At 49.4% G+C, this 14,804-nt stretch carries 10 protein-coding genes, 1 tRNA gene, 2 rRNA genes and 1 pseudogene; 5 read left to right on the forward strand and 9 right to left on the reverse strand.

Features of this window, described 5'->3' with window-relative positions; genetic code table 11:
• Window positions 1-530 precede the first annotated feature (530 nt).
• Complete coding sequence (locus ACQ6WK_RS11640) at window positions 531-941, forward strand: SET domain-containing protein (protein ID WP_432797553.1); 411 nt, start codon at window positions 531-533, stop codon at window positions 939-941.
• Between the two features lie 302 nt (window positions 942-1,243).
• On the forward strand, window positions 1,244-1,501 hold the full coding sequence (locus ACQ6WK_RS11645) for a hypothetical protein (protein ID WP_432797554.1): 258 nt from the start codon (window positions 1,244-1,246) through the stop codon (window positions 1,499-1,501).
• Between the two features lie 233 nt (window positions 1,502-1,734).
• Here the strand turns inward: ACQ6WK_RS11645 and rrf are convergent.
• Both rrf and ACQ6WK_RS11655 read right to left on the reverse strand, forming a co-directional pair.
• Window positions 1,735-1,842 (reverse strand): 5S ribosomal RNA (gene rrf / locus ACQ6WK_RS11650).
• Window positions 1,843-2,054: 212 nt separating this feature from the next.
• Window positions 2,055-4,900: ribosomal RNA gene (locus ACQ6WK_RS11655) — 23S ribosomal RNA — on the reverse strand.
• Window positions 4,901-5,774: 874 nt separating this feature from the next.
• Between ACQ6WK_RS11655 and ACQ6WK_RS11660 the strand changes: the two genes are divergently transcribed.
• A tRNA-Ser gene (locus ACQ6WK_RS11660) sits at window positions 5,775-5,861 on the forward strand.
• Window positions 5,862-5,987: 126 nt separating this feature from the next.
• Complete coding sequence (locus tag ACQ6WK_RS11665) at window positions 5,988-6,062, forward strand: PEP-CTERM sorting domain-containing protein (protein WP_432800399.1); 75 nt, start codon at window positions 5,988-5,990, stop codon at window positions 6,060-6,062.
• 87 nt (window positions 6,063-6,149) lie between these two features.
• Here the strand turns inward: ACQ6WK_RS11665 and ACQ6WK_RS11670 are convergent, their stop codons facing one another.
• The 7 genes and pseudogenes from ACQ6WK_RS11670 to yddG all read right to left on the reverse strand — a co-directional run bounded on the left by ACQ6WK_RS11670 (window position 6,150) and on the right by yddG (window position 13,854).
• Window positions 6,150-7,220, reverse strand: coding sequence for an ABC transporter ATP-binding protein (locus ACQ6WK_RS11670; protein ID WP_432797555.1), 1,071 nt, complete (start codon window positions 7,218-7,220; stop codon window positions 6,150-6,152).
• Window positions 7,221-7,292: 72 nt separating this feature from the next.
• Window positions 7,293-8,033, reverse strand: a pseudogene (locus tag ACQ6WK_RS11675) (ABC transporter permease); the annotation flags it as partial.
• Window positions 8,034-8,071: 38 nt separating this feature from the next.
• Window positions 8,072-8,494 carry a hypothetical protein gene (locus ACQ6WK_RS11680; protein ID WP_432797556.1) on the reverse strand — a complete coding sequence of 141 codons (423 nt, stop codon included), beginning with the start codon at window positions 8,492-8,494 and terminating at the stop codon, window positions 8,072-8,074.
• The gene (locus ACQ6WK_RS11685; protein ID WP_432797557.1) at window positions 8,487-9,566 is read right to left on the reverse strand and encodes an ABC transporter permease; all 1,080 of its coding nucleotides are present in this window, start codon (window positions 9,564-9,566) and stop codon (window positions 8,487-8,489) included. The genes ACQ6WK_RS11680 and ACQ6WK_RS11685 overlap by 8 nt, the downstream gene beginning before the upstream one ends.
• A 59-nt stretch (window positions 9,567-9,625) precedes the next feature.
• Window positions 9,626-11,653 carry an ABC transporter substrate-binding protein gene (locus ACQ6WK_RS11690; RefSeq protein ID WP_432797558.1) on the reverse strand — a complete coding sequence of 676 codons (2,028 nt, stop codon included), beginning with the start codon at window positions 11,651-11,653 and terminating at the stop codon, window positions 9,626-9,628.
• A 133-nt stretch (window positions 11,654-11,786) separates the two neighbouring features.
• A complete protein-coding gene (locus ACQ6WK_RS11695; protein ID WP_432797559.1) occupies window positions 11,787-12,743 on the reverse strand; it encodes an ABC transporter permease in 957 nt (318 codons plus the stop codon).
• Between the two features lie 130 nt (window positions 12,744-12,873).
• Complete coding sequence (gene yddG / locus ACQ6WK_RS11700) at window positions 12,874-13,854, reverse strand: aromatic amino acid DMT transporter YddG (protein ID WP_432797560.1); 981 nt, start codon at window positions 13,852-13,854, stop codon at window positions 12,874-12,876.
• 202 nt (window positions 13,855-14,056) lie between these two features.
• On the opposite strand from yddG, the gene queC reads away from it, so the two are divergent.
• Entirely contained in the window at window positions 14,057-14,803 is a 747-nt protein-coding gene (queC, locus tag ACQ6WK_RS11705; RefSeq protein WP_432797561.1) for a 7-cyano-7-deazaguanine synthase QueC, read from the forward strand.
• The last annotated feature ends 1 nt before the right edge of the window (window position 14,804 follow it).

The following is a 14,804-nucleotide window of genomic DNA, read 5'->3' on the forward strand; positions in this document are numbered from 1 at the left end:
CTTAAGCACTGTCCTTAATAGTTATACGCTCTCCGATTGGCGAAAATCCGGAGGGTGTTTTTCTGTGTTATGGTTCATGATGGGAACGGATCGAGGCCGATAGTGACATTTAGAAGGGCACCGGAGGTGAAAAAGAAAGCAAAGTTGTGTTACTCAACATCAACCTTGCCAAAATCTAAAAACCGTACCTCTGGTCGTTAGTTAACTGGACCCCCCCGACGACCAGGGGTTTTTTTTATGCGCATAATTCAGTTTACTCAAGCATTAATACAAACGACATAGATTACCTAAACACCAAGACTATGTAGCAATCTCATCCACATAAAAACAATGCTTAACGAACAACTTATTTTAACTCGCACATCTTTAATCATAATTGAAGATTGATTTGCAAGAATACGATGAATAGGATGCCCCAGGCCTTTACAGGTTAGATCAGAACGATTAACGTGTTGGCCCTAAATCAATGTGGTTGGGATGTAAGAATATTTTCAAAAGCATACTTTACGCTTTTCATAAGAGTCTTAATTATGATTGAAGTAGTTGCCGACCAAGTACCGGCTCAGATCACTTCCGATTCATCTTTTGAAATCACCCACCACGGCGTATCTCCACTCGCCTGTGTTCAAAACAGCGCTATTCATGGCCGTGGCCTTTTTGCATATGAGCACATCAATGAGGGGACCATCATCGGCCGCATCGTTGGCACACCCACCCATGAAGATGGACCGCATGTACTTTGGTTAACCGATGACCTTGGCATTCGCGTCCTCAATGATCTGCGTTTCATCAATCATTCTGGCCAACCCAATGCAGCTTACTTCGACGACGGCGAAGTCATCGCACTCAAAGACATCCAACCCGGCGAAGAAATCACACACGATTATAATGGCGAAGCAGAAGAATGGGGTGATACAGACCACCACGACGATGAAGCTTAAATCCTTAATAGCCTATAAATAAAGTATCATTCTATACATTGCGTCTATCTTTACATTCAATCTACAACTACTTTAATTCTGTAAGATCATTTTGAGATGACGCAGTCACTTTGATTTTTGCGATGCGCATTTCTTTAACACAATCTATACCGAAATTCCCGTTAGCAACAAACGGCTTGCGCAATCTTTTTCAAATCCCCCCTGTTCATGTAAACCATTCCGATCATTTAGCTCAGTCTCACATTTTCTCCCGTAAGGTATTCAGCTTGCATCAATACCTTCTGTTTACAGAAGGAAGAATCATGTCTGAAAATCACAACAATCAAAAACACGATAACAAGCACGCACAACTCTCTGCTTATGAAGCGATGCTTGATCCAGAACTATTTGCATTTCTAACAGGCTGGCTGGAGAAAAACGTCCATGATCTCAATGTTCAATCTCAATCCGATGCAATCACACTCCCAAAGGAAATCGAAAGCTACCTCACGCAAGCTGCACCACGCGAACTAATTGTATTGCTCATTAAAACACTGATCCAAATCCGCAAGCCAACATAAGCATACTAGCTTACACTTTTCAACGCGCCATCCTTAAACGAGCATATGATTGGTTCGTCGCTATTCGATCCACCAAACACGACACGATGTAAGCAGCAAATCCACAACTGCAAGCAAACTCGCTCAACATACCGCTCAACTTCATAGGCACAAAGTACACGTTACTAGATACCCTCATCTAATTATGCGCGCAAAAAAGAACCCTCCAAGGTTTACCTTGAAGGGTTCATATAAGCCGGCAATAACCTACTTTCGCGCAGTGGCACTATCATCGGCGAGATGAGCTTAACTTCCGAGTTCGGTATGGGATCGGGTGTGGCCTCATCTCTATCGTCACCGGCAAAGGGCGGGAACGCAATTAAGCGTTACCGTCCACTTGCTATCGAGTGGATGGTCAGATGTAATCCGTGCTTTCAACCATTGTTGAAAAGCGCCTGAATCAGGTGGGTTGGGGGGGGACCTGACCCAGGCTTTAGGGGTCTGTGCTGCAAATCCGTCATGAATGCTTAGAGGCATGACCGACGCAGGAATCGTTAGACGATTCTTGGTCGGAATGATTAAGCGATCGACCGTTAGTATCACTCAGCTGAGGGTTTCTCGACCCTTACACCTGTGACCTATCAACCTGGTGGTCTACCAGGGGTCTCTCACACAATAAAGTGCATGCAATAATAATCTCGAGGGGGGCTTCCCACTTAGATGCTTTCAGCGGTTATCCCTGCCGTACTTAGCTACCCAGCGGTGGACTTAGCAGTCCAACTGGCGCACCAGGGGTACGTCCTTCCTAATCCTCTCGTACTAAAGAAGAATCCTCTCAATATTGCTACGCCCACAGCAGATAGGGACCGACCTGGCTCACGCCGGTCTGAACCCAGCTCGCGTGCCTCTTTAATGGGCGAACAGCCCAACCCTTGGGACCGCCTACAGCCCCAGGATGAGACGAGCCGACATCGAGGTGCCAAACCGCTTCGCCGCTATGGACGCTCGGAAGCGATCAGCCTGTTATCCCCGGGGTACCTTTTATCCGTTGAGCGATAGCCCTTCCACACGGGACTACCGGATCACTAGAGCCCACTTTCGTGACTGCTCGACGAGTATGTCTCGCAGTAAAGCTGGCTTGTGCTCTTACACTCGAAACACGATTTCCAAACGTGCTGAGCCAACCTTTGCGCTCCTCCGTTACCTTTTAGGAGGAGACCGCCCCAGTCAAACTGCCCAGCTAACACTGTCCTCGGCCCAGATTCATGGGATCCAAGTTAGGTCAAAATTATAAACAGGGTGGTATTTCAAGGATGGCTCCACCAGGACCAGAATCCTGGGTTCAAAGCCTCCCACCTATCCTACGCAGTTTAAAACCTTGGCCAATATCAGCCTACAGTGAAGGTCCACGGGGTCTTTCCGTCTTGCTGCGGGTACGCGGTATCTTCACCGCGACTTCTATTTCACCGAGTCGGTTGTTGAGACAGTGCTCCAGTGGTTACGCCATTCATGCGCGTCGGAACTTACCCGACAAGGAACTTCGCTACCTTAGGACCGTCATAGTTACGGCCGCCATTGACCGGTGCTTTAGTCGTAAGCTTCGCCGAAGCTAACCTACTTCCTTAACATTCCGGCATCGAGCAGGCGTCAGACTGTATACTTCCTCTTGCGAGTTTGCACAGTCCTGTGTTTTTGATAAACAGTCCCCAGAGCCTTTTCTCTGCGCCCTTCTCCGAAGAGTGAGGGCCCCCTTATTGCGAACGTACGGGGTTAATTTGCCTAATTCCTTAACAACCGTTCTCTCGAGCGCCTGAGGTTATTCACCACGCCTACCTGTGTCAGTTTTAGTACGGGCACTTAGATCGTCCACAAACGCTATTTCTGGGGACTCGTTTCGCTAACTTATGGCTCTAGGTCCTCGCCCTTGCGGGAACGTCCACGTCTAATCGGACGCTTAACCACACGAATCCGTCACGTTGCTTCAACCTCACTAAGTGGTGCAGGAATATTAACCTGCTATCCATCGTCTACGCTTTTCAGCCTCGACTTAGGGTCCGACTAACCCTGGGCGGATTTACCTTCCCCAGGAAACCTTAGGCTTTCGGCGAACAGGATTTTCACCTGTTTTATCGTTACTCAAGCCGGCATAATCACTTGTTACCGCTCCACGAAACGTTGCCCGTTTCGCTTCACCGCTGATAACAACGCTCCTCTACCAATATAAATATTCCGCAGCTTCGGTTTTTTACTTATTCCCGATCATTATCGGCGCTAGGATCCTCGACCAGTGAGCTATTACGCACTCTTTAAATGGTGGCTGCTTCTAAGCCAACATCCTGGCTGTCACTGCATCCTAACTTCCTTAAGAACTAAGTAAAAATTGGGGACCTTAGCTGGCGGTCTGGGTTGTTTCCCTCTTGACTACGAAGATTATCCCCCGCAGTCTGACTCCCGTGATAGAGGCGTATGGTATTCGGAGTTTGGCTGGAGTGGGTACAGCATAGCCGCCCCATCCCCAATCAGTGGCTCTACCCCCATACGCTATAACACGAGGCTAGCCCTAAAGCTATTTCGAGGAGAACGAGATATCTCCAGGTTTGATTAGACTTTGACTCCTCCCCACAGCTCATCCCACAACTTTTCAACGTTGACGGGTGCGGTCCTCCAGAAGGTTTTACCCTTCCTTCAACCTGGCCATGGGTAGATCACCTGGTTTCGCGTCTAATTCCTGCGACTGGGCGCCCATTTAAGACTCGCTTTCGCTTCGGCTACGTCTGGATAAGACTTAACCTTGCCACAAAAATTAACTCGCCGGCTCATTATGCAAAAGGCACGCGGTCACACCTCCGAGGAGATGCTCCCACAGTTTGTAAGCATACGGTTTCAGGTACTTTTGACTTCCCTTTCGGGGAACTTTTCAAATTTCAGTCACCCTACTGTTACGCTATCGGTCATTAAGTAGTATTTAGCCTTGGAGGGTGGACCCTCCAGCTTCACGCCGAGTTCCACGAGCTCGACGCTACTCTGGTACACCTAGGTCTGGTTCTATTATCGTTACAGGACTGTCACCTTCTCTGGTCGCTCTTTCCAAAGCGTTCACAACGATTTTCCCAGTACCACATTGGTGCCCGCAACCCCAGCCCGAAGGCTGGTTTGGGCTATTCCGATTTCGCTCGCCGCTACTGACGGAATCGAGGTTTCTTTCTATTCCTCTAGCTACTTAGATGTTTCAGTTCGCTAGGTTCGCTTCCATACCCTATACATTCAGGTATGGATGACTCCGAAGAGCCGGGTTTCCCCATTCAGAAATCCACAGATCAAAGCTTGTTTGCCAGCTCCCTGTGGCTTATCGCAGGCTACAACGTCTTTCATCGCCTCTTAATGCCAATTCATCCACCGTATGCTCTTAGTAGCTTAATCATCCCGACCAAAAACCGGGGTATTGGTTCCTGGCCGATCAGTATTAAATTACCTCTGGCAATTCGATGACTCGGTTTACAGCACAGATGATGCTAAATTGGGATTGTGCATCATCTGACCTATCCACTTTTCAATGAGCTAAATCGCTTTGGGCCAGACAGTTCTGACTTTGGCGAATCCTGTCGCTACAGGTGATGATTTCCTTGCGTTATCAAGGGAATTGTCACTTGCAGCGAGTCGAGAATTTTAACTTTTGAATGCTTCCTGTCAAGCCGGTGAAGGCTGTGTGGAAAATCAATTCTTGGCGACAGCGAAAATCGGGGGACGATTTGCTTAAGCCCAGTCCCGTGAGCGAGTTGTTTGCGTCACTCAGTGAGGAGGGAAGAGTTTACAGGAGTCAGCAGTCATGTCAAACATGTGAGTACCCCAGGCCATAAGAATCATGTCTCAAATCACCCGAATGTACGTAAACACATGTTAATCCTAGGCTAATGTCTTATCCACATTTTTCCCCTTAGGCCGCCGATCGTAACTGATGATCGTAAGTAGGCATACTCATGCTCTGCCATAACTTACATAGCCTCGTATATGCCGTACATGAAGCGACCTTAAACCGGTTATTTATAAAGGTTGAGTTATGCACATGGTTTACCACAAAAGGCATTACAGACGCTGTCTGCAAAAAGCTTCTCCTCCACTTTTTGCACGTTTAGCTGCAAAATGGTGCAGGCACTCATTTTTTTGATAAACTACCCGCCTCAGATGTAAATCATCTATGATTTGTCCTCCCGGTAAACGTTTACCACACGTAATCTGGGACAATAACAATATAAAGTTACAACTGTTCAACCGGGCAGTATCAAAACTCTACAACGGTGGGGTGCCAGAGCGGTTGAATGGACCGGTTTTGAAAACCGGCGTACACTTCGGTGTACCGTGGGTTCGAATCCCACCCCCACCGCTTCGAAAAGCTCGTTTTTACCTTGTTTTTCAGGGTTAAACGAGCTTTTTTTAGTGCGCGAAACAGGCTCACCATCGGAACCTACTTTTCGCATCTTGTCGCCAGAATTGTCATGTTTTCGTACCGATTCCTGAGCCTGCAAGTTTGACGCTCATTGGCTTAGGCGGAATCGGATTGCTCAGACGTAAACGAACATCGTGAAGGTGCAGATAACATTTAAGTTAATACAAAAAAACACGACTATAAATAGTCGTGTTTTTTTGATAGCAATGTTTTCAGCTCGTATGTTTATGAATGTGCAATGGGTTCACGTCGGAAATTACGGCCAGGGTGTGAAGATTGAATGTCGTTACCCGGCTGCGGTGTACAAAGCACCCAATGATTAGGTTCAACTTCATAGAGGCGTGCGTCTTTGCCGCCGTAGCCAACTTCGGGGTCTGGGGTAGTGACATGTGGCTCAACGTTGTAGCCGGAAGGAAAATCTTCAGGAACAGTTGCACCATCAGTTACCGTGGGAAGGCGCGTCACTTCTTGACCGAGGACGGGCATGGACCGGAGCAACCCACGGGTGTAGGGGTGAAGCGGGCGATCAAAAATATCATAAACCGAAGCGAATTCGCATACACGGCCAGCATACATAACAGCCACCACGTCGGCGTTCTCTGCAACCACACCGAGATCATGGGTGATGAGAATGATGCCCATGTCCTTGGTGTCTTGAAGATGACGAAGCAGTTCGAGGATTTGCGCCTGGATGGTGACATCGAGCGCGGTGGTGGGTTCATCGGCGAGAAGGAGTTTAGGTTGGCAGGCAAGCGCCATAGCGATCATAACACGCTGGCGCATACCACCGGAAAGTTGATGAGGATATTCTTTGAGTCGCGATTCGGGTGCGGCAATGCCAACATCGGTGAGTGCTTTAATGGCAATGTCGATGGACTGTGCTTTGGTAACGTTCTGGTGGAGTCGAACGGCTTCAATGATTTGGTCACCAATGGTGTAAACAGGATTAAGAGAGGTCATGGGCTCTTGAAAGATCATGGCGATCTGATTGCCACGGATGGCTCGCATCTGTTTATCGTTATATTGAAGTAAATCGACGGGTGGATCTGCAGCATCAGGTTGCCAGTTAATAGAGCCGCGATCATAGGAACCAGGGGGCGTAGGAATAAGTTGAAGAATGGACATCGCAGAAACAGACTTGCCAGAGCCAGATTCACCGACGACAGCAAGTGTTTGGCGAGGATAAACGGTGAGGTTGACATTATCAACGGCACGGTTGCGTTTGCCACCGGGCCCGGGGAAGGATACGGACAGCTCATTGATGGTGAGGATGGGCTTAACTTCTTGCTGGCTCATATGTCTTACCTGTGTGAGGATCGAGTTCTGTTCTAACCTGTTTTTATAGTCTTTTTGAGTTACTTATGCTCACTAAGTTTTTTGTGTGTAGGGGTCAATGGTGTCGCGGAGTGCTTCGCCGATGAGGTTGTATGAAAAGACGGTGAGGAAGATAGCGAGTCCGGGGAAGATGGCCATCCACCAAGTAAAGCCACCAGAGGCACCGGTAGATTGCGAGAGCATTTGCCCCCATGAAGGCTTATCGACGATACCAAGCCCGAGGAAGGATAGGAAGGCTTCGGCGAGAATGGCAGATGCTATACCAAAAGATGCAGTGACAAGAACGGGAGCGATACCGTTAGGGAGCATGTGTTTGAAGAGAATGGAGCGAAGAGGGAGTCCAAGTGCGTGAGTAGCTTGGACATAATCCATTTTTCTGATTTTGAGAAATTCGGCACGAATAAAGCGTGTGTATCCTGACCATGAAGTGAGACCGATTATCACCATCATGAGATAGAGGTTGCGATCGAAGAAGGCAACAAAGGTGAGCAAGAGATAGAGCTGTGGAATAGACTCTAGAATTTCCACGAGTCGCATACCAATGAGATCGAAGAAGCCGGAAAAATAACCCATAAGCCCGCCGAGGATAACGCCGATGACAAGTGCGATGCCGGTAGCGATGAAACCGATGGACATGGCGATACGCGAAGCCCAGATGAGCCGCGAGAGAACATCGGCACCGTTTTCATCAGTGCCGAGCCAGTGTGTTTTTGAGGGTGCCTTGAGATTTGTATCGGGGACGTCGCGTTGCCGATCAGAAGGTGAAAAAGGGATAAGAGTGCTGAGGGACCATTGGACTTGGTTGCTTGCAGCTAATTGCCGAGGGGTTTCGTAAATAAAAGTGAGCGGAGGCTTGACGAAGGTGTAGCAGAGAGTGAGGGTAAGCGCGACGGCGATAAAGTAGGCCAACCAACGTTTCGCTGCAGAAATTTTTTCAGGAAAAAGAGTATTAGGGTAGTGAAGGCGATGATAGGTAGCGCAACATCTGTCGGAGAGAGATGCTTGAAGAGCGGGAAGGTGGTGTGGCCGTCGGTATGTTTGATGATGAAGGGGAAAGAGTTGGCAATGAAGGGCGCGAGAACGGCAAAGAGTGTGATGATAGCGAGCCAAATGATGCCGATGCGTGCGCCGGTTGCACCGAGTGTGCCATAGATAACACGGGTGATGTATGAGCGACGCGGCGAAAACATGCGCTCCTTAACCTGATCAGTCGTGGTGTTGGTTTGTTTATTCATAGCTCACCCTTGGATCAACAATGGCGTAGCAGAGGTCTGCGATGAGGATGCAGATAAGGGTGATAACGCCGGAAATCAGAGTTCCAGCAAGAACGAGGTCACGGTCACGTGCAAAGATCGCATCAACCATGAGAAGGCCCATGCCTTGAATGGAGAATATTTTTTCGACGATGATAGAGCCAGCGAGGAGTCCGGGGATGACGGTGGCGGCAACGGTGATGAGTGGGAGGAGTGAATTTCGGAAGGCGTGCTGCCAAAGCGCGTTTTTTTGTGTAACGCCCTTGGCACGTGCAGTACGGACAAAGTCAGCGGAAAGGTTCTCGAGGACGGAGGCACGTGTGAGTTTGGAGATGAAGGCAAAGGAGCCGTAGGAAAGACAGAATACAGGAAGGATTAGATGCCAGAGTCGATCGAGGAGCCAGCCTACTTGGAAGCCTGTATCGGCGAAGTGAGGCAGGAAGGGCTGATAGTTTGCGGCAACGGAGGAGAGGCCGGAGGCGGGAAACCAGTGAAGATATTTGTCGCTACAAAGAAAACCGATGAGGAGAACGCCGGACCAGATGGTTGGGATGGACCAGAGTGTGAGGAATGATGTGCCAGAGACGATATCGATCGCTTTGCCACGGTGTTTGGCAGCGTAGACACCGGAGAAAATTGCAATAAGGTAGATGATGGGGACAGAAAGTCCATTGAGTAAGAGTGTGACCGGAAGTGCTTCGCCGTAGAGCGTGGTAACGGGCCTGCCTTTGGAGAAGGAGTCGCCAAGATCAGGCCATTTGAAGCCGAAGGAACCGAGCGATCGCTTGCCGTCTTCATAGATGACTTCAAAGCCGAGGGGAGAAATCTGGTTAAGCCAGTTGAGATATTGGATGGGAATGGGTTTGTCGAGACCGTAGCGAGAGTTGTAATACTCTTGCATGATGCGACCCTGTTCGGAATCCATTTCGCCACCAAAAAGTTGCGGCCCAGCGACGCCGCCAGGTGAGAGTGCCATGACAAAAAACACAACAAGCGTGATGCCGATGAGCGTAGGGAACATGAGCAGGATGCGTCGGATGATGTAGGTAAGCATGGTTTTAGTCGTGATCCAGTTTTGACTGATGCGACTTCAATAGCAATTTAAAACGGCCGTTAGTATCGCTGAATCTGTTGTGCTTTGGGGACAAACCATTCATCGCGAGTATTAAGCCCTTCGGTGACGGGAAGGATATTCTTCACACGGTTGTTGATAATCCATAGGGTTTTGCGTCGGAACATGAAGGTATAAGGCTGATCCTCATAAAGTATACGGTGGCAGTCTTGCCAGATAGGCATGCGTTCTTCTTCGTTAACCGTATCGCGGGCAAGGTCGATGAGTTTGTCGAGTTCTGGGTTGTTGTAGGAAATAAAGTTGTTAGCGCTGGCTGCCATCTGTGAGGAATGGAAGATTTGCCGAATGTCTTTTTCGACGGCACCACCGCCCCAGCCGAGCATGATGGCTTCAAAATCACGTTCGTTAAGACGAGAGATCATGACGGAAAATTCGAGCGGATTGGGCTGCATGACAATGCCAGCTTTGGCATAAGCATCTTTGAGGAAAAGGGAAATACGTTCGTAGATTTTGTCGCTGGCGGGATAGGTGAAGACGAATGTGAAAATTTCACCATCTTTGTTCTCAAGGATGTTATCTTTGTTTAATGTCCAACCGGCTTCAGCGAGAATGGCACGGCCTTTAGCGACATCAAAGGGGCGAGGGGAAATATCTTGAGCCGCTTGCGGTCCGGCATTATCGAATGGTCCATCTGCAACGGTGGAGTAGCCGAGGAAGATTTCTTTGGCCATTGCCGCGCGTGGCGTGAGGTAGGTCATGGCCTGACGAACACGTTTATCCGCGAAGATGGTAGGTGATCCGTTATGGTTTTGGTTCCAAGCGATGAAGGAGTACCCGGAAGGGATGAGGTTGTAGGAGAAGAAGTTCGCCTTCTTCTGCATCTCAGGTTCTTTTTGTAGGTTTTCAAATTGCTGCGGGTTACTGGTGGAGACAAACAGATCAATCTCTCCGTTACGGAACATCGTGAGGCGAGCAACATCTTCTGAGACTTCGCGCCAGATAAGCCGATCGAAGCCAGGCTGCGGCCCCCAAAAGCGTTCATTGCGGACAAGCTCGATAAGCTTGCCGGGAGCCCAGTTTTCAGGGTCGGGCATGCGGTAGGGTCCAGAGCCCATGAGAAGGCCGGGTCTAGTGTTAAGTTCTTTCATGGAGAACTTGCTATAGAAATGTTTGGGGAGCGCGATGAGGGAACCTGAGAGATTGAGAGAAGAGTAGTAGGGCCGCTTCATTTTAACGACGATGGTATATTCATCAGGTGCGGCGACCGATTCGATGGGCTCATAGAAAAACCGGTCGACGGGAGCGTCAAACTCTGGGTTATTGATGAGGTCCCAGCCATAAAGAATGTCGGCAGAGGTCACAGGTTCACCGTCGGAGAAGACCGCATTGCGGCGGAGTTTGTAGGTGAATATGAGCCCGTCATCTGAAACTGTCCAACTCTTTGCAAGAACGGGAATCATCTCCAGCGATTCAGGGTCGCGACCTAAAAGTGCTTGTAAAACAAATTCTTGAACACGTGTGGAATAAAGCGTGCCTGAAGATACATGCGGCGTAAGTGAGGCAACCTTCGTGGCAAAAGCGTCGATAAATGTACCGCCGGTGGCGAAACCAGGAGTATCATGTGCAGCTTTTAGGCGGATGAAGGGGTCAGTTTGTTGGATGGATTCAGTATTGGTTTCACCGGAGGCCTCAGCGGCGGATTGTTGTTCGAGGGCGGCGGTTTTGAGCGCTTCCTGCTTTTGTTTTAATTCAGCGAGTTGTGCGTCAGTAAGTTTTTCTGTGGATTGGAGCGCGGCAATTTGTTCGAGCAATGCTTGCATCTGCGCGGAGGAAACGCCGGCGGATTGCTTGGAAATTTTACTGGGGAGGTCGTCGATGCGATCTTGAATGGCAAAAAGTTCATTTCGGAGACGGGCCTGCTCGGTGGTGAGCTGTGAGACCTGCGTTTTCGTGGCTTTGACATCGGACCATTGGCGATCAAAAGCTTTGATGCCGAGCCAGATGGAAACAATGATGCCGACGAGTAGGACAATGACGATGAAATCTTTGAGTCCGAAGCGATTTTCCATGGGGCCTTTCCTGCTGCGTGAGCGGGCGGGATTGAACTAAGTTGGAAGGTGCCGTCGTGCATGGGAGTGACGAAATACACCTGATCGAGGAATCGTAAACCGATACAGATATTTTATCGGCTGTTGGAGCAAATTAACTCTTGATGTCACTTTTGGGGTCGAAACGATCCCGAAGTGCATCGCCGAGGAAATTGAGAGCCATGAGAGTGACACCGAGGAGGAGGCATGGGAAGAAGAGGAGCCACCAGTTCATTTGTTTGAGCGGTAGCGCGAGTTCTTTAACCCCATCGCTGGCAAGGTTGCCCCAGCTTGGTAGGGGTGCTTGAACACCGATGCCGAGAAAGCTGAGGAACGATTCTTGAAGAATCGCGATAGGGACGGCCAACGTCATATATACGACGATCACGCCGATGAGGTTGGGGAAAATGTGAACGCGAAGCGTTCGGAGTGGGGAGACACCGATAGCGCGAGCGGCTTCGATGAAGGGACGATTTCGGATGGAGAGAACTTGTCCACGGATGACTCGTGCCATGGTAAGCCAAGAGACACCGCCAATGGCGATGAGGAGCGTGACTACACCTGTCGCAAATTCAGCGACGTTACCGGGAACAAAATAAGACAGCGCCACCAAGACAATTGGCTTGAGAGCGAGGTTAAGCAGAACAACGAGGAGTACGTAAGGGAGAGAGAGCATGACATCGACGATGCGCATCATGATCGCGTCGGTACGCCCCCCGAGGTAGCCGGAAATGGCGCCCCATGTAACGCCGATGAATCCGGAAATAAATGCAGCAGAGATGCCGATACCGAGTGAGATTGCACCACCGAGAAGACAACGCCAAAGGAGTGACCGTTCAAGACGGTCTGATCCGAAGGGTTCTGCAACAGATGGCGGGCGAACGATGACAGAACCACGGACGGGTTCATCAAAGTATTGCATGGACCATGGGAGGGTAACGAAGCATGGGACGGCAATGAGCAGCAGGAGGAAAGCGCCGATGTAGCCGGAGGAGAACCTTGGCTTCCAGAAGGCAGGCGAATCGGATGATGCTCGGATAGTACTGGCGGTAACTGCGGCGGTATCACTCACGGCTTGGCTGGTTCCTCACTAAACGTTCTCGGCTGATGGGTCGTAGGCACCCTACCCTGTGTGTCCTTCGAGAACATTATGTCGCAAGGGTTTATGGCTGTAAATCACGAATCTGATATAAGCAGTATTATTATGGTTGCGGGGGTATATTTGTGGTTTGGATAGAGGGATTTTCACTCACACCAAGCTTGCAAAGTAGTGCACCAATACCAATGAGGATTGATCCGACCAAGAGCGGCAAGCCGAGAGTGAGGTCGAAATACATGGCACCAAAGATGATGGAGAGCACGGGTATGACGTAGGAGCAGGCGGTCACAAGGGTGAGATCACCACGCCGCATAGAGAGGTCCCAGAAGGAATTAGCCGCGAGGTGGACGAGCAGCGCAAGCATAAGTAGCTCAATCAGACCTGTGAAGGAGAGGACGATCTGATCGTTGGAGAGGAAGCCGCCGATGATGAGTGGAATGCTGCTGATAAGGAAAAAGAGTGGAACAATGTTGATGGAGAGTTTTTCGCCATACTTTTTTGTAAGCGTACTGTAGAGCGCCCATGCGGTGGCGGCACCAAAAGTGAGAATGTAGACAAGACCGTCAGAAGCGATGTTGGTGGTAACCATGCGGAAGTCGAAATGTTCGGACATGACGTTAATGAAAATGATACCACCAAAGGCGATGGCCATACCGAGCCAGAGACGGTAATTGGCGCGACGGGAAAGAATGAAAAGAGAAAAAATCAGTGTGAGAGATGGCCAGAGATAATTGACCATGCCAAGTTCAATGGCCTGTTGTCTTGAGACTGACCAACCGAGACCAAGGTAGAAGAACACCATGTAAAAGATAAAAAATGTGCCGGCTCCGTACATGTAGCCTTTGGGAACTTGTCGGAGGCTGGCAAAACCACGTTTAGAGAGAAGCGGGAAAATGCCGCAAAGACCCGCGATGAGTGAGGCTAGACCGCCCGCCCACCAAGGCCCCATGAGTTCGGAAACCGCGCGGATCATCACCACGGTACCAGCCCAAATGAATATCGCGACAAGGCCTGCGGTTGTCGCAAGTGCGTAGCCTTGTGTGTGGCTGAGGAATGTATTTGTGTGGGAGATTGATCGCGTCATGCCACACCTCCTAAAGCGGTTTTGGCAATAATAGGCGGAGATGACACAATTGTGATGGATAGGCAAAGACCGGAGACACCGGCATGTTAGATAGGACATGCCCATGTATAGCATGCGGTTTGGTGAGGAAATGGCAAAGAGAGTGATCGTCTTCATCGAGTGGCGCTGAGACGGGTGGCGGGAGATGTTCTACAATGACCGCATGAGTCATGATGTTCAAAAAGAAAATGTTATGGATGGGAAAAAGAAACCAGCAGTGGTACTGCTGTCTGGTGGATTGGATTCGACAACATGCTTAGCGATTGCGAATGCGACAGGCTTTGAAACTCATGCGTTGATTGTTGATTACGGGCAGCGACACATTGCTGAATTAAAAGCTGCGGATCTTGTGGCAGAACATCTTGGCTGTGCAAGTAAGCGGACTGCAAAAATCGATATGCGGCTATTCGGAGGCTCGGCCCTCACGACGGATGAGATTAACGTCCCAAAAGATCGAGATGAAGATGCCGTCACGGAGATCCCAGTAACCTATGTGCCAGCAAGAAACACGATCTTTATGTCATACGCACTGGCGCTAGCAGAAGTATTAGAAAGCCAAGATATATATATCGGTGTAAATGCACTGGATTACTCGGGGTATCCAGATTGTCGTGGAGAGTATATTGATGCGTTTACGAAGATGGCGAACTTGGCGACAAAGGCAGGCGTAGAAGGCAAGGCAATGCACATTCATACACCACTTTTGATGCTTCGCAAAACAGAAATCATTGAGCAAGGCTTGGCATTGGGTGTAGATTACGGTTTAACGCATTCGTGTTACGATCCGATTGCAGATGAAGAGCGAGCGATTGGATACCGGCCGTGCGGACATTGTGATTCGTGTTTGTTTCGAAAACGCGCATTTGAGAAATTAGGCACGACGGATCCGGTACTTAAAAATATAGATTGAA

It is taken from the genome of Poriferisphaera sp. WC338 (genome assembly GCF_050931845.1).
GTDB lineage: Bacteria > Planctomycetota > Phycisphaerae > Phycisphaerales > Phycisphaeraceae > Poriferisphaera.